Source organism: Mesorhizobium sp. J8 (assembly GCF_016591715.1).
In the GTDB taxonomy this organism is placed as follows: Bacteria; Pseudomonadota; Alphaproteobacteria; order Rhizobiales; family Rhizobiaceae; genus Mesorhizobium.
Genome location: NZ_AP024109.1, coordinates 1,995,488 through 2,017,835, shown reverse-complemented (window position 1 = coordinate 2,017,835; position 22,348 = coordinate 1,995,488). Strand labels below are relative to the sequence as shown.

Sequence of the window (22,348 nt, the reverse complement as noted above, 5' to 3'; positions counted from 1 at the left end):
GGCGAGCGTCACTCGGCCGCGACGCCCTTCACCTCTAGATAGCTCTCCATCGAATCGTCGAGCGCCTGCAGCCACGGCGTGTGATGCAACGGCGCCATGGTGCCGGTCATCAGCGAGCGGTAGGCGTTGTCGCGGAAGGTCATGATGTTTTCCATCTTGTGGTGCTCCCACTCCATGAAGGTGCGGTTGACCGCCTCGACGTCGAAGCCCGGATAGTCGGTCTGGTCCATCAGCTCCTTGGTGTAGTCGCCCTGGAACCAGATCATCTGCTCGGCATCCTCCAGCGTCTCCTCGCGGGCGCGCCACTTGGCGCTGTGGGCGGCCATCGCCTCCGCCGATGGCAGTTTGATGCGACCCATCATGACGTCGCGCGCGTACCAGGCCTGCGCGTCGAACATGTTGAAGGTGTAGAACTGGTCCTGCATGCCGATGTAGAACAGTTTCGGATTCTTCTCCCAGACGACGCCTTCATAGAGATCGAGCGGCCACATGCGGTTGGCGGTCTTGAGCTTGAGGTCGTCGGTGAGGAACGGGAAGGAATGGAGGTAGCCGGTGCACAGGATGATGGCGTCGACGTCCTTGGTGGTGCCGTCCTTGAAATGCGCCGTCTTGCCGACGACCTTCTGCAGCAGCGGCACTTCCTTCCAGTTCTCCGGCCATTTGAAGCCCATCGGCTTGGAACGGTAGCTGGAGGTGATCGATTTGGCGCCGTATTTGTAGCACTGCGAACCGATGTCCTCGGCCGAATAGGAGCGGCCGATGATCAGGATGTCCTTGCCCTTGAATTCCATCGCGTCGCGGAAATCGTGGCTGTGCAGGATGCGGCCGTTGAAGGTGGGGAAGCCCTCGAAGAAGGGCACGTTGGGCACCGAGAAATGGCCGGAAGCGACGACGACATTGTCGAACTCTTCCGAATAGGTGACGTCGTTGGTGCGGTCATGCGCGGTGACGGTGAATTTCCCGGTCTCGTCGGAGTAGGTCACCATACGCACCGGCGTGTTGAACCGCACCCATTGGCGCACGCCGGATTTCTCCACCCGGCCCTTGATGTAGTCCCACAGCACCGCGCGCGGCGGATAGGAAGCGATCGGCCGGCCGAAATGCTCCTCGAAGGTGTAGTCGGCGAATTCAAGGCATTCCTTCGGCCCGTTCGACCACAGATAGCGGTACATCGAGCCATGCACCGGGTCGCCATGCTCGTCGAGGCCGGTGCGCCAAGTGTAGTTCCACAGGCCGCCCCAGTCGCTCTGCTTCTCGAAGCAGACGATCTCGGGGATCTCGGCGCCCTTGTCGGCCGCTGACTTGAAGGCCCTCAGCTGGGCCAGGCCCGACGGCCCGGCTCCGATGACGGCGACACGAGATTGCATTGCGGGCCCTCCTCTTTTTGATTTCAACTTTTCTCTTGACGCAATTCCGGTCGGAAAACCGTTCGGCGCTTTTCCTGGAATTGCTCTCACGAAACAATTTTCACTCACAGTGACAGTAATTGGGTCTTCGGTGCTGTCAACAAACATCTGCGGCAACGGCGTTTGCGTGAAACGGTTTTTCTGCGCAAAGGCAGCGACGGCTCCATGCGGGCGAGGCGCGGCTGCGACATACGTCGGCTTGCCGTGGCGGTTGCGCTTTCGTATCGCCACCGAATATGTTCACCTTGAGTGAAATAAATCCGCGGATTCGGGGGCGACATGGCAAACAAGACTTCTGACAAAAAGCCCTCCGCTGCGGCCGCCAAGGGCAAGGCGGCGCCGAAGCGCGTTTCGGCCGACGGGCGCACGATCCGCACGCCGCTGACGCAGAACCCGCATGCCATCCGCGACACGCGCGAAAAGGTGCTCGAAGTGGCGATCGGCCATGAGGTGCGCGCCTTCCGCAAGAAGCTCGGCATCACCGTCGCCGATCTTGCCGCCGCAACCGACATCTCGCTCGGCATGCTGTCGAAGATCGAGAACGGCATCACCTCGCCGTCGCTGACGACGCTGCAGGCGCTGTCGCGGGCGCTGGGTGTTCCGGTGACGGCCTTCTTCCGCCGCTTCGAGGAAGAGCACAGCGCCGTTTTCGTCAAGGCGGGCGAAGGCGTCGATGTCGAGCGGCGCGGCACGCGCGCCGGCCATCAGTACAATCTGCTCGGCCATATCGGCGCCAACACAAGCGGTGTCGTCGTCGAGCCCTATCTCATCACGCTGACCGAGGATTCGGACGTGTTCCCGACCTTCCAGCATGCGGGCATGGAGTTCCTCTACATGCTCGAAGGCGAGGTCGTTTACCGGCACGGCAACAATCTCTACCCGATGAAGCCGGGCGACAGCCTGTTCTTCGACGCCGACGCGCCGCACGGCCCGGAAGAGCTGACGCAGCTGCCGATGCGGTATCTGTCGATCATCTGCTATCCGCAGAACAGCGCTGGTTAATCGGATTGCAGCAGCCCCCTCACCCGGATTGCCAAGGCCGAATTGCGAAGAGCAATTCGGGGCAATCCGACCTCTCCCCGAGGGGAGAGGAGATTGTCGGCGCCGGCCCCCACCTCTTCTCCCCTCGGGGAGAAGGTGGCCGCGAAGCGGCCGGATGAGGGGGAGTCCGCCTAGTCCGGCCCGAAACCCGGGCTGGTCGGACTGCCGTCATCCAGCTTCGACAGCCATTCCACCAGCGTCGGACGATACCGCGTCAGACCCTTATAGGTGGCGAGCTCTTCCGGCAGGTCGCGGATGACGCGGTGCAGGCGCCGGGCCCATTTCGGCTGGGTGACCAGTTCGTCCATCTTGATCAGGTAGCAGCGGATCGGGAAGACGATGGCGTTGGAGCGCGGCAGACGCCAGAAGCTTTGCAGTTCGACCCGCAGATGCACTTTCTGGCCGACATTTTCGGGCGTGACGGTGGCGCGGTCCGGGCCCCATTTGTGATAGTTCTCAGGGCTGGTGTCGAGGCGCGGATTGATGGTCATCGTCCAGTTGAGGCGCCTTGCCGGCTTGCCCTGCTGGATGTTGGTGAGGAATTTCAGCGCGCGGGTGAAGATCCCTTTCTCATGCGCCAGCGGCACGGGCGCGTGCCATTCGAAGAAGTTCATGCCGATGTCGAAATCGAGCGACCAATCGGCTTGGGTGGTGACCATGCCGGCATCCATCCACAGATTGCCGTCGCGCTGGTCGAGAATGCAGAAATCGCCCTGGCTCTGGCGGGTGATGTATTCCATCGGGCCGTAGGGCAGCGTCGAGGTGTCGCCGAAGGTGAAAGTATCGTCGATGCCGAGGGGACGGTTGATCCAGCGCCAGCGGTCACCGTTCCGCTCCAGCGTGAAATGCTCGGGATAGCCGAGCGCCTGCTGCTCCATCAGAAGCTCTAGCAGATCCCAACCCGCCAACGTCATGTGCGGCAGCGACTGGCAGCGCAGCGGATCCTCGGCCAGCACCAAGGCGCGGTCCTGCATCTCAGCGACATAGTGCTCGTCGACGTCGATCAGGTTTTCAAGCACTGAACCTTTCGGCCCGACGACATGCGGCTCGATGTTGACCGCGTACATATAGCTGTCTTCGTTGAACGGAAACGGAAAGCGCCGAATGTGGTCGGGGCTGTTCCGGAAGGTATAGTCGTCGCGAAAGGTTTCCTTGCGAAAGGTGATGCCCATTGACGTCTCCTATCTTTCCAGGACCAGCGACTTGCCCTCGAAGCGCGAGACGCAAGGCATGATCTTGCAGCCGGAACGATGGTCTTCCTCGCTCAGCCAGTGATCGTTGTGGATGAACTTGCCGTCGGAGGAGATCACATTGGTCTCGCACTGGCCGCAGACGCCGCCACGGCAGAGATAGGGCGGATCGACCCCGGCCGCTTCCATCGCCTCAAGCAGGCTCTGCTGCTCGCCGACGTGGATCGTCTTGCCGCTGACGGCCAAGGTCACGTCGAAAGGCGCGCCGGGCTGAGGCGCCGCGAAATGCTCGAAATGCACGGTTTCCAGCGGCCAGCCGAGGCTAGCCGCGCGATCGCGCACCCAGTTGATCATGCCGGCGGGGCCGCAGACATAGAGATGCGTGCCGAGCGGCTGCGAGGACAACAGCCGGTCGAGATCGATGCGCTCCCCGCGATCGTCGTGATAGAGTTTCACGCGGCTGCCGTAGCGCTGCTGCAAGACATCGGCATAGGTGCCCAGCGAGGCGGTGCGGCAGGTGTAATGCAATTCAAAATTGCCGCCGGCGCCGGCCAGCTGCGACGTCTGAGCCATGAAGGGCGTGATGCCGATCCCGCCGGCCAGCATGAGATGCTTTTTCGCCCTGAGATCGAGCGAGAACAGGTTGACCGGATAGCTGATCACCATCTCCAGGCCGGGCTTGACCTGCCGGTGCATGAACAGCGAGCCGCCGCGGCCGGCATCGTCGCGGCGCACCGAGATCGTGTATTCGCGCGTGTCGAGCGGCGAGCCCATCAGCGAATAGGGATTGAGCCGGGTGCGGTCGCCGTCGCGCATCTCGACCACGACATGGGCGCCACCGGAAAAAGTCGGCAGCAGCCCGCCGTCGCGGCGGCGGAAATGGAAGCGCGTGACGAGCTCGTTGACCGGGACGACGTCGCTGACGACGACGTCGAGCGTGGTGGTGCCGGTGCTCATCGAAAAATCTCCTCCATCGGAGGAATCTCGGAGCGATCCTCGGCATTGATGCACACGCCCTGGAAGGCGGCGAGGCGCCTTGAATAGTGATCGCGCACCAGAAGCAGCAGGCCGCAATGCGAGCAGAGCGCCGGCTGCGTCGTCACATTCTCGGTGATGCCCTTGCAGTGCACGCATTGCATGCGCCGCGCCAACGAGCCGCGATGCTCGGTCTCAATAGAGGTATGGTCTATGCCGGCTTCGAGTGCTGCCTGCATCGCCTGCCCGATCAGACCTTCGGTGCCGGCAAGATAGAGGCGCAATCCCATATGCGCGTTGGTCAGCGTCTGTTTGAGACGCGGCAGGAGGCTGGCGAAGGACGGCGCGATGTGCAGTTGCGCCGGCTTCAATGCTTCCAGGGCCGCGATGTGTTTGGCCTCGGGACCCGGAATGAAGACGATCTCGGCGCCGTCGAAAAAGCCGGGCGGAGCCTTGCCGGCCATGTCGGTGATCGCCAGCGCGCCTTCGGCATCGGCGATGAAGAGATGATGTTTGCCGGGCTGCGGAGAGAGCGTTCCGTAAATGGGCCGGCTGATGATCGTCTTGGCTGCCATTCTTCCTTAGATCAGTTGGAGCATGACCTTTTCCGAATACCGGTTCCGACTTTTCGGAATCATGCTCTGGTGCCTTAAAAACGCCTCCCCGCTGATGATGCCTCAACCCTTGGCGGTGCGCTTGGTCTTCTTCGGATCGTCGAACGGCAAGGGCTGCGCCGTCGCCTTGATCGACCCGCTCCTGTTGCGGATCTCGAGCTTGGTGTCCTTGACCGCGCAATCGACGTCGAGACGGGCGATGCCCATCGATTTCTCGACCAGCGGCGAATACATGGCGCAGGTCACCACGCCGACCTTCTTGCCGTCGCGGTACACCGGCGCGCCCTCATCCGCCGGCTCCTTGCCTTCGAGCAGCACGCCATAGATCTTGAAGCGCTCCTTGCCCTTCAGGCGATAGTGTTCCTCGGCGCCGCGGAAACCGGTCTTGCCGGGACTGACGGTGAAGTCGAGGCCGAGCTCCCACAGCGTGTCGCCGGGGCCTTCGTTCTCGAACGGATATTTCTGCGAATTGTCGTAGGGGTAGAAGAGCAGGTAGCTCTCGACGCGCAGCATGTCGAGCGTGGTGAATCGGCACGGGATGATGCCGGCGCTCTTGCCTTCCTCGAGGATGCGATCCCAGATCGTGCCGGCGTCCTGGCCGCGGCAGAAGATCTCGTAGCCGCGCTCGCCGGTGTAGCCGGTGCGCGAGATCATCACCGGGAAGCCGAAGAGCTGCGTCTGCATGTGATGGAAGTAAGGAAGGTCGCGGATGCCGGGCACATGCTTGGCGAGATAGTCGACCGCGGTCGGGCCTTGCAGCGACAGGTCGTGCAGATTGTCGTCGAAGCGCAGCGAGACATCGCGGCCCATCGCAGCGCGCTGCAGCTCCTCATGGCCGGTCCCCGAGCCGTGCACGACCATCCACGAATTGGGGCTGATGCGGTAAAGGATGCAGTCGTCGGTGAATTTTCCCGCCTCGTTCAGCATGCAGGCATAGGCCGACTTACCGGGATAGATCTTCTCCACGTCGCGCGTCGTGGCTAGGTCGATCAGATGCGAGGCATGCGGGCCGGTGATGTGGACCTTCTTCAGGCCGGAGACATCCATCAGCCCGGCCTTGGTCCGGATCGCGATATATTCCTCGTTGGCATCCTTGTCATAGGTCCAGGCGGTGCCCATGCCGCTCCAGTCCTCGAGCTTCGAGCCGAGCGCGCGATGGCGATCCGCCAGGGTCGAGAATCTCCAGGATGCCGTCATCCGATCGTCCTCCGTGCAATCTAGGTCGCTTTAAGCGGTTGCTGTTCCCTGCTCCTGCTTGGTGGCGGAGCTTGGGCGAATATTGACCGCAAACGGCGAAGCCCTGCAATCCCCTTGAAGCAAATAATTTCATTGTCAGGCAAATTTCTTGCCCGTGGACAAACGCCTTACGGTGCGTAAATCCGGCTTGACAATTCCGAAGATCGGTCGGAATTTATGAAAAAAATTTCACTCTCTAGAAAGAGTGGACGCCCGGTCGATTTCGGGGCCGGACGTCGCCAGAAGGGGAAAAACGATGTCCGACCTGCAGCAGCGCGTGGAAGCGCTGTACCGTTCCGACGTGCGCGGATCCGTGCTTCTGATCGTTTGCCTGTGGGCGACGATCCTCTTCGTCCTCCTGATGACCTGGGTCTATATCCCCGATGGCGGGATCAAGCTCGTGGTGGCGATCGCGGCCGCGGCGGTGCTGATCTTCAACACCGCCGCCATCCTCGCCATGCTCAACCACTACAAGGAAGACAAGGACTTCATCTACGGACTCGACATCAAGAACGCCGACGCGGCCCGCAACCGTCAATCCTGAGGAAGAAATCATGGCCCGCTATATCCCGCCGGAGCAGAACAAGGCCGGACAGATCCTCGACATCGCCGTCGTGGTCGTCGCCATCTTCGTGGCGCTGTGGCTGCCGTTGAAGCTCGGCCTCGCCGGGGCGGCGAAGTCGATCGATCCGCTCGACGCCAAGACCTGGGATGCGCTCGGCCAGAACGCCACGATGGCCTCGATCTGGGAGAAGCTCGGCTATACGCCGGAGACGGCGCACGACATCATCCAGAACCGCTTCCACTACATCATCGACTGGCCGACGCTGATCATCATGGCGATCGTGCTGATCGCCTATTTCGTCTTCCTGTTCCGCGCCTCCGATAAGGAATATCGCGAGGTCATCAACGAGAAGTTCGACGACAAATAGACCTTCGACGACGACCAATAGTCCGGGGATAACATCATGTGGATGGGACTGTCTTACATTTGCTGGGGCATCTCGGTCGTGCTTGCGGCGTGGATGCTCTACGACTGGTTCAAGGTTGACACGACCTATTCCGAAGCCGTGCTGACATCCTCGCGCGAAGGCGAGCTTGAAGCCGTTTCCGAAAAGCACCGGATCTGAGTGGGGACTGAGCAATGACGGCTGCGGTTGATACGGGACAAACCACGACGATCCACGGCGACAGGGTTTCGCTGCTGCGGGTGCTCGGCCCGGCGCATGTCTGGGCGCTCGGCGTCGGCATCGTGCTGGTCGGCGAGTTCACCGGCTGGAATTTCTCCGCCGACAAGGGCGGCGCGCTCGCGGCGCTGATCGTCTGCTGGATCGTCGGGCTGCTCTACACCTCGGTCGCCATGATCGACTCGGAGGTGACGTCGACCGTCGCCGCCGCCGGCGGCCAGTACGCGCAGGCCAAGCACATCGTCGGGCCGCTGATGGCCTTCAACGTCGCGCTGTTCCTGGTGTTCGCCTACACCATGCTCGAAGTGTCGGACGCGATCCTGCTCGGCGACACCATCGTCGCCAAGGCAGGCGTCGAGGGGCTGACACATAATTCCTTCATCGCCGCCACGATCGTGGTGCTCGCCTGGCTCAACTATCGCGGCGTGCTGATGACGCTCAACGTCAACTTCGTCATCACCGCGATCGCCTATGTCTCCATCGTCATCCTGTTCTTCTCCGTCAGCCCATGGACGCAAGGCGCGGTGCTGAAGCTCAACGAGCTGGTCACGCCCGGCAATGCGCTGCCCTATGGCTGGATCGGCGTCATCGCCGCCTTCCAGTTCGGCATCTGGTATTATCTCGGCATCGAGGGCACCACCCAGGCGGCCGAGGAAGTGCGCTCGCCGGCGCGCTCCCTGCCCTACGGCACCATGGCCGGCATGATCACGCTTCTGATCGCCGCGGCGATGACCTGGTATGTCTGCGCCTCGCTGATGCCCTGGGAATATCTCGGCATCACCTATTATCCGCTATGGGACGCCGGCAAGCTGACCGGCAGCCCGCTGCTGGAAAACCTGCTCTTCATCGCGACGCTGCTGGCGGCGCTTGCCTCCGCCAATGGCTGCATCAACGACGCGGCGCGCGCCTGGTTCTCGCTCGGCCGCGACCGCTACCTGCCGAGCTGGTTCTCGGCCGTGCATCCGAAATACCGCACGCCCTATCGCTCGATCCTGTTCCTGCTGCCGATCGCGCTGGCCTTCGCCTTCATCGCCGACCTCAACCAGGCGATCACCTTCTCGATCCTGTCGGGCGTGCTGCAATACACCTTCATGAGCATCAACATCATGATGTTCCGCAAGAAGTGGCCGCTGGGCACGATTCGCCGCGGCTACACGCACCCCTTCCATCCCCTGCCGGCAATTGTGCTCTTCTGCCTGTGCATGGTGACGTTCTTCGCCATCTTCCTCGGCTTCGGCTCGCAGCTGATCGCGATGACGGTGTTCTATTTCCTGATCTCGCTGTGGTTCCACTTCTACCGCTACAAGTTCGTGCGGCGCGGCGACCAGTTCTCGATGCCGTGGCCGAAGCCGCAGGGTTATTGAGTGGAGTGAAGGCCCGCCTGTCGACGGCGGGCCGTGGCGTGTCGAAATGTCGGAACTGACGTCAGTACTGCTTGCCGGGGCGATCGCATTGGGGGTCGCTGGTCATATTGCCTGGCTGGCACGCGCCAGCCGCAACAGGGCGAAGGCGGCCTTGGCCGCCGATATGGCGAGCGTACGCAGCATCGTTCCGGATGCCGCCGACATTTCCGACGGCGCCGCCGGCGTCGTCACCTGGGCCGGTACGTGGAACGGTCAACGCGTTCAGTTGCGCACCATCGTCGACACGCTCGCGACGCGAAAGCTGCCGACGCGCTGGCTCAGCGTCTCGATCACCGAGCCGGTCGCGGTGCCGGGTGTCTTCGACATGATGATGCGGCCGAATTCGGCGACGACATTCTCCAATTTCGACCATCTGCCGCACACGCTGCCCAAGGTGCTCGGCTTTCCCGCCGACGCAGTGCTGAGGACGGACCGCAGAGGCGTCGCTTTCCCGCAGGATCTGATCGCCGCGCATACAGAAATCTTTGCCGAAAGCCGCGCCAAGGAATTGCTGATCACGCCGAAGGGCGTACGCATCGTATGGCTGTTGGCCGAGGCCGAGCGCACACGCTATGGCGTGTTCCGGCAGGCAGCCTTCGGCGACGCCGGGATCGATCCGGCCTTGATCGAACGGTTGCTCGAGGCGGCCTCGACACTTCGCCAAGCCATCAACCGGCGCGAAAGGCAGGCCGCATGAGCGACGGAACCGCCACCCCTGTCCCGATAAATCCCTATCTCGTGCTCGGCGCCGCGATCGTTTTGCCGGCAAGCGGCCATGTCATGCTCGGCGTGCCGGCGCGCGGCCTGCAGTTCCTGTTCTTCATGGTGATCCTTGGCTGGATAACGACCAAGATGGCGCCGGCCGACGCCAGCTTCATCGGCCGTCATGCCGGCGGCTTCCTGATCTATGCCTTCTCGATCCTCGACGCCTACCGGATCGCGCGCATCCGACATGCGATCTGGGTTCACAAGGCGCGCCCGGACAGCGATAGTGCCGAGGGCAATGCGGCGTCAAATATGTAATCACAGGAAAATTTCTTTCATACCAATTGAATTCGGCTCGCTCATTGAGTACATCGTCTGAGAGCCAAAAAACGTCGGAGGCTGGCATGTGCGGAATCGTCGGACTTTTCTTGAAGGACAAGGCGCTTGAGCCGAAACTCGGCGCGATGCTGTCGGAGATGCTGGTGTCGCTGAGCGACCGCGGCCCGGACAGCGCCGGCATCGCCATTTATGGCGCGGCCACCGGCAATGAAGCCAAGATCACCGTGCAGTCGCCGAAGCCCGATCGCGATTTCCGCGGCCTCGACGCCGAGCTCGCCAAGGCGATCGGCGCGCCGGTGAGCGTCGCGGTCAAGTCCACGCATGCGGTGATCAGGACCACGCCGGACAAGGTCGACGCCGCGCGCGAGGCGCTGCAGACGCTCCGGCCTGACATCCGCATCATGGGTGCCGGCGAGGCCGTGGAGATCTACAAGGAAGTGGGCCTGCCCGAAGCCGTCGTCGAACGCTTCGGCGTGCGCGCGATGACCGGCACACATGGCATCGGGCACACCCGCATGGCGACGGAATCGGCGGTGACGACGATGGGCGCGCATCCCTTCTCGACCGGCGCCGACCAGTGCCTGGTGCACAATGGCTCGCTCTCCAACCACAACAATGTGCGCCGCGAGCTGATCCGCGACGGCATGACTTTCGAGACCGAGAACGACACGGAAGTGGCGGCCGCCTATCTCTCCAACCGGATGGCGCATGGCAAGAATCTCGGCGAGGCGCTGGAAGGCACGCTTTCCGACCTCGACGGCTTCTTCACCTTCGTGGTCGGCACCAAGAACGGCTTCGGCGTGGTGCGCGATCCGATCGCGTGCAAGCCCGCCGTGATGGCCGAGACCGACCAGTATGTCGCCTTCGGCTCGGAATATCGCGCGCTGACCAAGCTGCCCGGCATCGACAATGCGCGGGTCTGGGAGCCCGAGCCCGCAACCGTCTATTTCTGGGAGCATTGAGCTGATGCCGGCAACCCCAATGTCGAAGGCTGAGCGCGAGCAAGGCCATGCGAGGGTGTTCGACCTCTCGCAACATTCGCTGCGCGAGTTGAACCAGGCGCTGCACCAGCTCACGCCCGGCTCGAACGAGACCGCCTGGGAGGTGCTCAATCCGAAGGGCAGCCATTCGGTCGCCGTCGGCGTCGACCAGCCGGTCAGCATCGATGTCCGCGGCAGTGTCGGCTATTACTGCGCCGGCATGAATGACGGCGCGACGATCACCGTGCATGGCTCGGCCGGCCCTGGCGTGGGCGAGAACATGATGTCGGGCTCGATCGTCATCAAGGGCGATGCCAGCCAGTATGCCGGCGCCACCGGTCGCGGCGGCCTGCTGGTCATCGAGGGCAATGCCTCCTCGCGCTGCGGCATCTCGATGAAGGGCATCGACATCGTCGTGCACGGCAATATCGGCCACATGTCGGCCTTCATGGCGCAGTCCGGCAACCTCGTGGTGCTGGGCGATGCCGGTGATGCCTTGGGCGATTCCATCTACGAGGCACGGCTCTTCGTGCGCGGCAAGGTGGAAAGCCTCGGCGCCGACTGCATCGCCAAGGAAATGCGGCCCGAGCATATCGAATTGCTGCAAGGCCTGCTCGACAAGGCCGGCGTCACCGGCGTCAAGGCCTCGGAGTTCAAGCGCTACGGTTCGGCCCGCAAGCTCTACAATTTCAACATCGATAACGCCGACGCGTATTGAGGCAAGATGACCTACCGCAACCCGCCGACGACGCCGCGCAAATCCGCGACCTTCGATGACTACACGCTTTCCGAGATCCGCCGCGCGGCTGCGACCGGCATCTATGACATCCGCGGCGCCGGCGCCAAGCGCAAGCTGCCACATTTCGACGACCTGTTGTTCCTCGGCGCTTCGATCTCTCGCTATCCGCTCGAAGGCTATCGCGAGCGCTGCGACACCAGTGTGGTGTTGGGCACGCGCCATGCCAGGAAACCGATCGAGCTGAAGATCCCGATCACCATCGCCGGCATGAGCTTTGGCTCGCTCTCCGGTCCCGCCAAGGAAGCGTTGGGGCGCGGCGCCACGCTTTCGGGCACCTCGACCACCACCGGCGACGGCGGCATGACCGAGGAAGAGCGCGGCCATTCGAAGACGCTGGTCTATCAATACCTGCCCTCGCGCTATGGCATGAATCCACGCGACCTGCGCCGCGCCGACGCCATCGAAGTGGTGGTCGGCCAGGGCGCCAAGCCAGGCGGCGGCGGAATGCTGCTTGGCCAGAAGATCTCCGACCGCGTCGCCGAGATGCGCACGCTGCCTAAGGGCATCGACCAGCGCTCGGCCTCGCGCCATCCCGACTGGACCGGCCCGGACGATCTCGAGATCAAGATCCTCGAATTGCGCGAGATCACCGACTGGGAAAAGCCGATCTACGTCAAGGTAGGCGGGGCCCGCCCCTACTATGACACCGCGCTCGCGGTGAAGGCCGGCGCCGACGTCGTCGTGGTCGACGGCATGCAGGGCGGCACGGCCGCGACCCAGGAAGTGTTCATCGAGAATGTCGGCCAGCCGACGCTTGCCTGCATCAGGCCGGCGGTGCAGGCGCTGCAGGACCTCGGCATGCACCGCAAGGTGCAGCTCATCGTCTCCGGCGGCATCCGCAACGGCGCCGATGTCGCCAAGGCGCTGGCGCTTGGCGTCGACGCGGTGTCGATCGGCACGGCGGCGCTCGTCGCGCTCGGCGACAACGATCCGCGCTGGGAGGCGGAGTACAATGCGCTGGGCACCACAGCCGGCGCCTATGACGACTGGCATGAGGGCCGCGACCCGGCCGGGATCACCACCCAGGACCCTGAATTGATGAAGCGGGTCGACCCGATCGCGGCCGGACGACGGCTGGCGAACTACCTCAAGGTGATGACGCTGGAAGCGCAAACGATTGCCCGCGCCTGCGGCAAGAACAGCCTGCACAATCTCGAGCCCGAGGATCTCGTCGCGCTCTCGATCGAAGCTGCCGCCATGGCCGGCGTACCTTTGGCCGGCACCAACTGGATACCGGGGAAGAACGGCTTCTAAGACAAACTTCCAAGACCACATAAGCGAGGAACTATAATGGGGAACGATCTCGCCGCATTCGCCAAGGAGAACGGCGTCAAATATTTCATGATCTCCTACACCGACCTGTTCAGCGGGCAGCGTGCCAAGCTGGTGCCGGCGCAGGCGATCGCGGACATGCAGAAGGACGGGGCGGGTTTCGCCGGTTTCGCGACCTGGCTCGACCTGACGCCGGCGCATCCGGACATGCTGGCGGTGCCGGACCCGGATTCGGTCATCCAATTGCCGTGGAAGAAAGACGTCGCCTGGGTGGCGGCCACCTGCGTGATGGACGACAAGCTCGTCGACCAGGCGCCGCGCAACACGCTGAAGCGGGTGATCGACGAAGCCGCCCGCGACGGCATGCATGTCAAGACCGGCGTCGAGGCCGAGTTCTTCCTGATCTCGCCCGACGGCAAGGCGATCTCCGACGAATACGACACAGCCTCGAAACCCTGCTACGACCAGCAGGCGGTGATGCGCCGCTACGACGTCATTGCCGAGATCTGCGACCATATGCTGGCGCTTGGCTGGGGCCCGTACCAGAACGACCATGAGGACGCCAACGGCCAGTTCGAGATGAACTGGACCTTCGATCACGCGCTGGCGACCGCCGACAAGCACTCCTTCTTCAAGTTTATGGTCAAGTCGATCGCCGAGAAGCACGGCCTGCGCGCGACGTTCATGCCGAAGCCCTTCCAGGGCCTGACCGGCAATGGCTGCCACGCGCATATCTCGGTGTGGGACGAGACCGGCAAGACCAATGTGTTCGCCGACAATTCGCAAGAGCTCGGCCTGTCCGCCAAGGGCAGGAACTTCCTCGGCGGCATCATGAAGCATGCCTCGGCGCTTGCCGCGATCACCAATCCGACGGTGAATTCCTACAAGCGCATCAACGCGCCGCGCACCATCTCGGGCGCGACCTGGGCTCCGAACACGGTGACCTGGACCGGCAACAACCGCACCCATATGGTGCGCGTGCCCGGGCCCGGCCGCTTCGAATTGCGCCTGCCGGACGGCGCCGCCAATCCCTATCTCCTACAGGCCGTCATCATCGCCGCCGGCCTCGACGGCATCCGCTCGAAGGCCGACCCCGGCAAGCGCTACGACATCGACATGTACCAGTTCGGCCATACCGTGACGGATGCGCCGAAACTGCCGCTCAACCTGCTCGACGCGCTGCGTGAGTTCGACAACGACAAATCGCTCAAGGCGGCGCTGGGTGAGGAATTTTCGTCGGCATATCTAAAGCTGAAGCAGCAGGAATGGAATTCCTATGCGTCGCACTTCACGCAGTGGGAGCGCGACCACACGCTGGATATCTGATGTCGGGCGTACGGCGAGCGGCCTTGGAATGACTTCATGAAATACTCCATCTTCTCGCTCGCCCGCGCCGCCCTTTCCGGGCACAAGAACTGGCAGCCCACCTGGCGCGACGCGGCGCCCAAGGACCGCTACGACGTGATCATCATCGGCGGCGGCGGCCATGGGCTCGCCACCGCCTGGTTCCTCGCCAGCGAGTTCGGCATCCGCAATGTCGCGGTGCTCGAAAAAGGGTGGATCGGCTCCGGCAATGCCGGCCGCAACACCACCATCATCCGCTCCAATTACGGCCTGCCAGGCAATACCGGCTTTTATGAGCTTTCGATGAAGCTGTGGGAGCGGATGGAGCAGGACCTCAACTACAACGCAATGGTCAGCCAGCGCGGCGTGCTCAATCTCTATCACTCCGACGCGCAGCGTGACGCCTTCGCCCGGCGCGGCAACACGATGCGCATCAACGGCATCGACGCCGAGCTGCTCGACCAGGCGGCGCTCAGGAAAATGCTGCCGTTCCTGAATTTCGACAATGCGCGCTTCCCCGTGCAAGGCGGGCTGCTGCAGCGGCGAGGCGGCACGGCCCGCCACGATGCGGTCGTCTGGGGCTACGCGCATGCCGCAAGCGCGCTCGGCGTCGACATCATCCAAAATTGCGAGGTCACCGGCTTCACGCGCGATGCCGACGGCAAGGTCACCGGCGTCGAGACATCGCGCGGCAAGATCGGCGCCGGCAAGGTCGGCATGGCGGTGGCCGGTTCCTCGTCGCGCGTCGCGGCGATGGCCGGCTTGCGCCTGCCGATCGAAAGCCATGTGCTGCAGGCTTTCGTCTCCGAAGCGATCAAGCCGCTCTTGCCCAATGTCATGACCTTTGGCGCCGGGCATTTCTATGTCAGCCAGTCGGACAAGGGCGGGCTGGTCTTCGGCGGCGACATAGACGGCTACAATTCCTACGCACAGCGCGGCAATCTGCCGGTGGTCGAGGATGTCTGCGAAGGCGGCATGGCGCTGATCCCGATGATCGGCCGCGTGCGGCTGTTGCGCCAGTGGGGCGGCATCATGGACATGTCGATGGACGGCTCACCGATCATCGACAAGAGCCCGGTCGACGGCCTCTATATCAATGCCGGCTGGTGCTATGGCGGCTTCAAGGCAACGCCGGGCTCGGGCTTCGTCTTCGCCCATCTCATCGCCCGCGATCAATCGCACAAGGAGGCCGCGCTCTTCCGCCTCGACCGGTTCCAGCGCGGCGCCATGATCGACGAGAAGGGCCAGGGCGCCCAACCGAACCTGCACTGAGGCCGCCAGAAGACCATGCGTATTACCTGTCCCTTCTGCGGCGAACGCGAGCTCGGCGAGTTCACCTATCTCGGCGACGCCAAGCCGCAACGTCCCGCGGCCGATGCCGGCGAGGATGCCGTCTACGATTACGTCTATCTGCGCGACAACATCGCCGGCGTGATGAGCGAGCACTGGTACCATGGCGGCGGCTGCCGCGCCTGGCTGAAGGTCACGCGCAACACGCTGACGCATGAGATTTCGGCCGTGGAGCCAGCGGCTGGCGCTGGCGCCGCCAAGGTTGGTGCGTGATGCGCGGCGATCAGGCAAACCGGCTGAACAATGGCGGTCTCATCGACCGCTCGGCACCGCTCAACTTCCGCTTCGACGGCAAGACCTTCTCGGGCTTCAAGGGCGACACGCTGGCTTCCGCGCTCGTCGCGAACGGTGTCAAGCTCGTCGGCCGTTCGTTCAAATATCACCGCCCGCGCGGCATCCTGACAGCGGGCTCGGAAGAACCCAACGCGCTGGTCGAATTGCGAAGCGGCGCGAGGCGCGAGCCGAACACCAAGGCGACCACGGCCGAGCTCTATGAAGGCCTGGAAGCCGCCAGCCAGAACCGCTGGCCGTCGCTCAATTTCGACGTCATGTCGGTCAACCAGTTGTTCGCGCCGATCTTCGTCGCCGGCTTCTACTACAAGACCTTCATGTGGCCGGCGAAATTCTGGGAGGCTATCTACGAGCCGGCGATCCGTCGCGCCGCCGGCCTTGGCCGCGCAGCGGGCGTTTCCGATCCCGACCGCTACGACAAGGCCTGGGCGCATTGCGACGTGGTGATCGCGGGTTCCGGACCGGCGGGCCTGGCGGCAGCCCTCGCCGCCGGTCGCAGCGGCGCGCGCGTCATCCTGTGCGAGGAGGATTTCGTCCTTGGCGGGCGGCTGCTCGCCGATGGCGGCACGGTCGACGGATCGCCGGCGGCCGAATGGATCGCCCGCGCGCTTGCCGAACTCGAGGCCATGCCGGACGTGCGCATCATGACGCGCACGACTTTGTTCGGCGTCTATGACGGCGGCACCTATGGCGCGATCGAGCGCGTCAACGACCATCTGCCGGTGCCGCCGGAGCATCAGGTGCGTCAGCGCCTGTGGCGGATCGTGGCCAAGCGCTGCGTCGTCGCAGCCGGCGCGATCGAACGTCCCATCGTTTTCGCAGGCAACGACACGCCGGGCGTGATGATGGCGTCGGCCATGCGCAGCTACATCAATCGCTACGCAGCAAAGCCAGCGCGGCGCATCGCGCTGTTCACCAATAACGAGACCGGCTGGCGCACCGCCGAAACGGCGATCGCCGCCGGGTTGCAAGTGGCGGCCGTGATCGATGCGCGGCCGGACGTTTCGCCGGCGCATCGCGCGCTTGCGAGCAAGAACGGCTTTCCGGTGCTGCACGGCGCTGTCGCCGGCGTCGACGGCGGCAAGGGCGGCGTGCGCAAGATTTCCGTCACGCTGACCGGTGGCGCGCGCGCCGAGGTCGAAGCCGACGGGCTTGCCGTCTCCGGCGGCTGGAACCCGGCGGTAGGCCTTACTTCCTACCATCGCGGCCGGCCGAAATGGCGCGACGACATCGCTGCCTTCGTTCCGGACGGTGGGCCGCCCGGCATGGTCGCCGCGGGCGCTGCCAACGGCGCCTTCGGGCTTGGCGCCTGCCTGCGCGAAGGGTTCGAAGCCGGCGCTACCGCGGCCCGCGATACCGGGCACAGCGGCAATATCGGATCGATGCCGGTCGCCGACGACGAGGCTTTTTCGCTGACGCCGCTCTGGCACGTCGCCGGCAAGGGCAAGGCCTTCGTCGACCAGCAGCATGACGTCACCGCTTCCGATGTCGAGCTGGCGCAGCGCGAGGGTTTCGAGTCGGTCGAGCACCTGAAGCGCTACACCACGCTCGGCATGGCGACCGACCAGGGCAAGACCTCCAATGTCGCCGGCCTCGCCATCATGGCCGCTGTCACCGGCAAGTCGATCCCCGAGACCGGCACGACGATCTACCGGCCGCCTTATGTGCCGGTCGCCATCGGCGCCTTCGCCGGCCATCACCGCGACGAGAATTTCCATGCGACGCGGCTGACGCCGTCGCATCACTGGGCGGCCGAACAGGGCGCGATCTTCGTCGACACCGGCCTCTGGAAACGCGCGCAGTGGTATCCCCGTCCCGGTGAGAAGGACTGGCTGGAATCGGTGACCCGCGAGGTCAAGGCGGTGCGCTCAGGCGTCGGCTTCTGCGATGTCTCGACGCTCGGCAAGATCAACGTGCATGGTCCGGATGCCGGTGCCTTCCTCGACCGCGTCTACATCAATGCCTTTTCCAGCCTTGCCGTCGGCAAGGCGCGCTACGGGCTGATGCTGCGCGAGGATGGCATCGTCTATGACGATGGCACGACCTCGCGTCTGGCCGAGGACCATTATTTCCTCACCACCACGACGGCCAAGGCCGGGCTGGTGATGCAGCATCTCGAATTCTGCCGCCAGGTGCTGTTCCCCGAGCTCGACGTGCAGCTGACTTCCGTCTCGGATCAGTGGGCGCAGTTCTCGATCGCCGGGCCGAAGACCCGCGACCTCTTGAAGGAGATCGTCGATCCGGGCGAGGACCTGTCGAACGAAGGTTTTCCTTTCATGGGCGCGCGCGAGGTCAAGCTGCGCGGCGGCCTGAAAGCGCGGCTGTTCCGCATCTCCTTCTCCGGCGAGATGGCGTTCGAGATCTCGGTGCCGGCGCGCTATGGTGAGGCCATGGCGCGCAACCTGATGATTGCCGGCAAGCCGTTCGGCGTCACGCCTTACGGCACCGAGGCTCTCGGCGTGATGCGCATAGAGAAGGGCCATGTCGCCGGGCCGGAGCTCAACGGCACCACGACCGCTGGCGATCTCGGCCTTGGCAAGATGATGTCGACCAAGAAGGATTTCATCGGCCGCGTCATGGCCGGCCGCGAGGCGCTTGTCGCGCCGAACCGACAGGTGGTCGTCGGCATCAAGCCGACCGACAAGGCACGCCGCCTGCGCTCCGGCGCGCACATCATCCCGAAGGGCGAGACGCCCGGCCCCGACAACGATCAGGGCTATATCACCTCGGTCTGCTTCTCGCCGGTGCTCGACCAATGGATCGGGCTAGGTCTTGTCGAGCGCGGCCGCGAGCGCATCGGCGAGATCGTGCGCGCGCATGATCCGCTGCGCGGCGAGGACTATGATGTCGAGCTCTGCAATTCCGTCTTCTACGATCCGGATGGAGGGCGCCAGCGTGGCTGATTTTTCCTGGGACATCCGCGGCCCGCTCGAGCGAGCGCTGGTCGCCGGCGCTTACGGCGCGCAAGGCGACGCCGGCGTGAGCCTGACGGAGATCCGCAATTTCGATCTCGTGCAGGTGATGGCGCGGCGCGGCAAGGCCGGCGAGACGGCGAAGGCGGCGAAGGCGCGCTTCGGCGTTGCCGCGCCCGAAACGCCCAAGGCGGTCGCTGCGGCCGATGCGACGCTGATCTGGTCGGGGCCAGACCAGTTTCTCGTGCTGTCCAAGGGTGCCAAGCATTCGATTGAGGCGCTCGGCCCTGTCTTTGCCGGTTCGGCCTCGCTTTCCGACCAGTCGCACGCGCGGGCGCTGATCAGCGTGTCCGGCGACAAGGCGCGCGCGATGCTCGCCAAGCTGTCGTCGATCGATTTGCATCCCGATGTGTTCGGTGTGGGCGCGGCGGCGGCCACGTCGATGGATCACACCAGCGTCACGCTGTGGCGCGGTGGTGATCGCGATGGCCGGGCCGTGTTCAATCTCCTGGTGTTCGCAACTTTTGCCGAGAGCCTGTGGCATACCGTTCTGGACTCGGCCGCGGAATATGGCGTCACGATCGGCCATTCCGAGGAATTGGCGTAGCGTCGCGCCCTTCCCTTCTCCCCTTGTGGGAGAAGGTGGATCGGCGCGACAGCGCCGAGACGGATGAGGGGTGTTCCAGCGGAGTGAGACGCTGGCTTTCCCTGGAGCACCCCTCATCCGTCGCCTTCGGCGACACCTTCTCCCACAAGGGGAGAAGGTGGAGCCAGTGCTTGCCAAACGCATTCCCCCTGCTATTCTCTCAGCGAAAATAATTTTACACACAGGCAAACTTGTTTCTCGCTCGGAGGAGGGTTTGAGATGAGCCAATCGCCCTACCCTGCCGTCCTGTCCGGACCGCCGCGCCCGAGCCTGATCCTGCGCCCCGGCGAGATCAGCCTGCCGCCAGGCGTGGAACGCTACACCGTGCAGGGCAATGGCGCGGTGCTGATCGATATCGAAGCCGGCGACAGCGTCAGCGTCACCAATGTCGAGGGCGGGCAGCCCTGCGAGTTGCTGGCCTGGGACAAGTCGGGCGCGACCGATCCCGGCATTTTCGGCGAACGGTCGAACAGCAACGCCGCCGGCATCAAGGCGCTCCTCGCCGAGGGCGATGACAGCCTTTCGGCGTTGCGCCTCAGCCTCGCGCGCCGCAAGGTAGAACTCGACCAGCCGAAGGCCGTGCGCGTATTCGGCGGCGCCTCGCCCGCCGGGACCGAGCAGAGTTTTTCCGTGCAGCGCGACGGCGCGCTGCTGATCGCGGCTCCCGGCGGGCCGATGCTGGTCGACGGTCACGACACGGCGACGCCGCTCACCGTGATCGTGCGACGAGCGACGATCCGGCTGAAGACGAGAGGCCAGCTTGCCGATCCGCTCGCCGATCCGGTGCTCGATCTCAGGGTGCATTCGGCGACCGCCGAATCCTATTTCGTCAAGGCTGGCGACTACCTGCAGATCATCGACGTCGACGGCCGGCAATGCACCGATTTCCAGTGCTTTTCAGCGCGCAAGCTGGACAAGGGCCGCGACCTGCCGCTCGACGTGACGACGACCCGCACGCTGATGGGCTCGGCCTATCCGATGCCGGGCCTGCATTCGAAATATTACGACCAGGACATGGAGCCGCTGGTCGAGGTGGTGCAGGACACATGCGGCCGGCACGACGCCTTCGCGCTCGCTTGCGCCGCCAAATATTACGACGACATCGGCTATCCCGGTCACACCAACTGCTCGGAAAATTTCAACAAGGCGCTTGTCGACAAGGGTGTCACGCCCCGCGCCGGCTGGATGGCGATCAACTTCTTCTTCAACACGGCGATCGACGCGCATGGCGTGATGGTGTCGGACGAGCCGTGGTCGCGACCGGGCGACTATGTGCTCTTGCGCGCGCTGACCGACATCGTCTGCGTGTCTTCGGCCTGCCCGGACGACACCACGCCCGCCAATGGCTGGGACCTCACAGACATCCATGTGCGGACCTATTCAGGCCAGAACAAATTCTCGCGAGCGATCGCCAGACGCATGAAGCCCGACTCGGAACCGAAAATGACCCGCGAGACAGCCTTTCATTCGAGCTTTGCCAAGCACACGCGCGACTTCGTCGAATACAGGGGTTATTGGCTGGCCAATTCCTTCGCCAAGGAAGGCCCTATCGCCGAATACTGGGCCTGCCGGCAGGATGCCGTGATCATGGACCTGTCGCCGCTGCGCAAGTTCGAGGTCACCGGACCGGATGCCGAAGCGCTGCTGCAATACACGCTGACCCGCGACGTCAAGAAGCTCGGCGTCGGCCAGGTCGTCTATACGGCCATGTGCTACGAGCATGGCGGCATGATCGATGACGGCACGCTGCTGAGACTCGGCAAGGACAATTTCCGCTGGGTCGGCGGCGACGATCTTTCCGGCGAGTGGCTGCGCGAGACGGCAAAAAAACTCGGCCTCAACGTGCTGGTGCGCTCGTCAACCGACCAGATGCACAACATCGCCGTGCAGGGGCCGAAGAGCCGCGACATCTTGAAGGAAGTCGTCTGGACCTCGCCGGTGCAGCCTTCGATCGGCGAGCTCGAATGGTTCCGCTTCGCGGTTGCGCGCATCGGCGGCGGCAACGGCGTGCCGGTCGTGGTCTCGCGCACCGGCTATACGGGCGAACTCGGCTATGAGATCTGGTGCCATCCGCGCGACGCCGAAAAAGTGTTCGACGCGATCTGGGAAGCCGGCCAGCCGCACGGGCTGAAGCCGATGGGCCTGCAGGCGCTCGACATGGTGCGTATCGAGGCCGGGCTGATCTTCGCCGGCTACGAGTTTTCCGACCAGACCGATCCGTTCGAGGCCGGCATCGGCTTCACCGTGCCATTGAAGACCAAGGCCGACGACTTCATCGGCCGCGACGCGCTGATCCGGCGTAAGGAGCATCCGCAGCACAAGCTTGTCGGCCTCGACATCGACGCCAACATCCCGGTCGGCCATGGCGACTGCGTGCATGTCGGCCGCGCCCAGATCGGCATCGTCACCTCCGGCATGCGCTCGCCGGTGCTCGGCAAAAACATCGCGCTAGCAAGGCTCGACGTCACCCATGCCGAGATCGGCACCGAGGTCGAGATCGGCAAGCTCGACGGCCACGCCAAGCGGCTGCCGGCACGCGTCGTGGCCTTCGCGCATTACGATCCGCAGAAGACCAAGCCTCGTTCCTGATAGCGGCAACCCTTGCCCTCTCCGCTTGGGGAGAAGGGGGAGAGCATGTTTCGCAAGCGTGATGTGCAT

The 22,348-nt window shown here is 63.9% G+C and carries 21 protein-coding genes; 16 read left to right on the top strand and 5 right to left on the bottom strand.

The genetic code is table 11. From position 1 onward, the window contains the following. Window positions 1–8: 8 nt before the first annotated feature. The gene (locus tag MJ8_RS09210; protein ID WP_201414091.1) at window positions 9–1,367 is read right to left on the bottom strand and encodes an NAD(P)-binding domain-containing protein; all 1,359 of its coding nucleotides are present in this window, start codon (window positions 1,365–1,367) and stop codon (window positions 9–11) included. 318 nt (window positions 1,368–1,685) lie between these two features. Here MJ8_RS09210 and MJ8_RS09205 point away from each other — a divergent pair, with 318 nt between their 5' ends. Next, window positions 1,686–2,408, top strand: coding sequence for a helix-turn-helix domain-containing protein (locus MJ8_RS09205; protein WP_201414090.1), 723 nt, complete (start codon window positions 1,686–1,688; stop codon window positions 2,406–2,408). Between the two features lie 170 nt (window positions 2,409–2,578). Here MJ8_RS09205 and MJ8_RS09200 read toward each other — a convergent pair whose 3' ends face one another. The 4 genes from MJ8_RS09200 to MJ8_RS09185 all read right to left on the bottom strand — a co-directional run bounded on the left by MJ8_RS09200 (window position 2,579) and on the right by MJ8_RS09185 (window position 6,423). After that, complete coding sequence (locus MJ8_RS09200) at window positions 2,579–3,619, bottom strand: heme-dependent oxidative N-demethylase family protein (RefSeq protein WP_201414089.1); 1,041 nt, start codon at window positions 3,617–3,619, stop codon at window positions 2,579–2,581. A 9-nt stretch (window positions 3,620–3,628) separates the two neighbouring features. Further along, the gene (locus MJ8_RS09195; RefSeq protein ID WP_201414088.1) at window positions 3,629–4,594 is read right to left on the bottom strand and encodes a PDR/VanB family oxidoreductase; all 966 of its coding nucleotides are present in this window, start codon (window positions 4,592–4,594) and stop codon (window positions 3,629–3,631) included. Next, complete coding sequence (locus MJ8_RS09190) at window positions 4,591–5,187, bottom strand: dimethylamine monooxygenase subunit DmmA family protein (RefSeq protein ID WP_201414087.1); 597 nt, start codon at window positions 5,185–5,187, stop codon at window positions 4,591–4,593. The genes MJ8_RS09195 and MJ8_RS09190 overlap by 4 nt, the downstream gene beginning before the upstream one ends. Before the next feature lie 102 nt (window positions 5,188–5,289). Beyond that, window positions 5,290–6,423, bottom strand: coding sequence for an aminomethyltransferase family protein (locus MJ8_RS09185; protein WP_201414086.1), 1,134 nt, complete (start codon window positions 6,421–6,423; stop codon window positions 5,290–5,292). A 295-nt stretch (window positions 6,424–6,718) separates the two neighbouring features. On the opposite strand from MJ8_RS09185, the gene MJ8_RS09180 reads away from it, so the two are divergent. The 15 genes from MJ8_RS09180 (at window position 6,719) to MJ8_RS09110 (ending at window position 22,279) form a co-directional block, all read left to right on the top strand. After that, a complete protein-coding gene (locus tag MJ8_RS09180) occupies window positions 6,719–7,006 on the top strand; it encodes a hypothetical protein (protein ID WP_201414085.1) in 288 nt (95 codons plus the stop codon). Window positions 7,007–7,016: 10 nt separating this feature from the next. Next, window positions 7,017–7,394 carry a hypothetical protein gene (locus tag MJ8_RS09175; RefSeq protein WP_040998044.1) on the top strand — a complete coding sequence of 126 codons (378 nt, stop codon included), beginning with the start codon at window positions 7,017–7,019 and terminating at the stop codon, window positions 7,392–7,394. 36 nt (window positions 7,395–7,430) lie between these two features. After that, window positions 7,431–7,592 carry a hypothetical protein gene (locus tag MJ8_RS09170; RefSeq protein WP_201414084.1) on the top strand — a complete coding sequence of 54 codons (162 nt, stop codon included), beginning with the start codon at window positions 7,431–7,433 and terminating at the stop codon, window positions 7,590–7,592. 14 nt (window positions 7,593–7,606) lie between these two features. Then, window positions 7,607–9,013, top strand: a complete 1,407-nt coding sequence (locus tag MJ8_RS09165) for an APC family permease (protein ID WP_201414083.1) — start codon at window positions 7,607–7,609, stop codon at window positions 9,011–9,013. A gap of 46 nt (window positions 9,014–9,059) precedes the next feature. After that, window positions 9,060–9,749 (top strand): hypothetical protein, encoded by a 690-nt coding sequence (locus MJ8_RS09160; protein ID WP_201414082.1) that lies wholly within the window; start codon window positions 9,060–9,062, stop codon window positions 9,747–9,749. Further along, window positions 9,746–10,075 carry a hypothetical protein gene (locus MJ8_RS09155; protein ID WP_201414081.1) on the top strand — a complete coding sequence of 110 codons (330 nt, stop codon included), beginning with the start codon at window positions 9,746–9,748 and terminating at the stop codon, window positions 10,073–10,075. Before MJ8_RS09160 ends, MJ8_RS09155 begins: the two co-directional genes overlap by 4 nt. A gap of 86 nt (window positions 10,076–10,161) precedes the next feature. Continuing rightward, the gene (locus MJ8_RS09150) at window positions 10,162–11,058 is read left to right on the top strand and encodes a class II glutamine amidotransferase (RefSeq protein WP_201414080.1); all 897 of its coding nucleotides are present in this window, start codon (window positions 10,162–10,164) and stop codon (window positions 11,056–11,058) included. Between the two features lie 4 nt (window positions 11,059–11,062). Next, window positions 11,063–11,794: a GXGXG domain-containing protein gene (locus tag MJ8_RS09145; RefSeq protein ID WP_201414079.1), complete on the top strand. Its 732-nt coding sequence runs from the start codon at window positions 11,063–11,065 to the stop codon at window positions 11,792–11,794. Between the two features lie 6 nt (window positions 11,795–11,800). Continuing rightward, window positions 11,801–13,129: an FMN-binding glutamate synthase family protein gene (locus MJ8_RS09140; RefSeq protein WP_201414078.1), complete on the top strand. Its 1,329-nt coding sequence runs from the start codon at window positions 11,801–11,803 to the stop codon at window positions 13,127–13,129. A 36-nt stretch (window positions 13,130–13,165) separates the two neighbouring features. Then, the gene (gene glnT, locus MJ8_RS09135; RefSeq protein ID WP_201414077.1) at window positions 13,166–14,473 is read left to right on the top strand and encodes a type III glutamate--ammonia ligase; all 1,308 of its coding nucleotides are present in this window, start codon (window positions 13,166–13,168) and stop codon (window positions 14,471–14,473) included. Between the two features lie 36 nt (window positions 14,474–14,509). Beyond that, the gene (locus tag MJ8_RS09130) at window positions 14,510–15,763 is read left to right on the top strand and encodes a sarcosine oxidase subunit beta family protein (RefSeq protein WP_201414076.1); all 1,254 of its coding nucleotides are present in this window, start codon (window positions 14,510–14,512) and stop codon (window positions 15,761–15,763) included. A 15-nt stretch (window positions 15,764–15,778) separates the two neighbouring features. After that, window positions 15,779–16,054, top strand: a complete 276-nt coding sequence (locus tag MJ8_RS09125) for a sarcosine oxidase subunit delta (protein WP_040998061.1) — start codon at window positions 15,779–15,781, stop codon at window positions 16,052–16,054. Further along, window positions 16,054–19,035: a sarcosine oxidase subunit alpha gene (locus tag MJ8_RS09120; RefSeq protein WP_201414075.1), complete on the top strand. Its 2,982-nt coding sequence runs from the start codon at window positions 16,054–16,056 to the stop codon at window positions 19,033–19,035. Before MJ8_RS09125 ends, MJ8_RS09120 begins: the two co-directional genes overlap by 1 nt. Further along, window positions 19,028–19,651, top strand: a complete 624-nt coding sequence (locus tag MJ8_RS09115) for a sarcosine oxidase subunit gamma (RefSeq protein ID WP_201414074.1) — start codon at window positions 19,028–19,030, stop codon at window positions 19,649–19,651. The genes MJ8_RS09120 and MJ8_RS09115 overlap by 8 nt, the downstream gene beginning before the upstream one ends. 258 nt (window positions 19,652–19,909) lie before the next feature. Beyond that, window positions 19,910–22,279: a DUF1989 domain-containing protein gene (locus MJ8_RS09110; protein WP_201414073.1), complete on the top strand. Its 2,370-nt coding sequence runs from the start codon at window positions 19,910–19,912 to the stop codon at window positions 22,277–22,279. Window positions 22,280–22,348 lie beyond the last annotated feature (69 nt).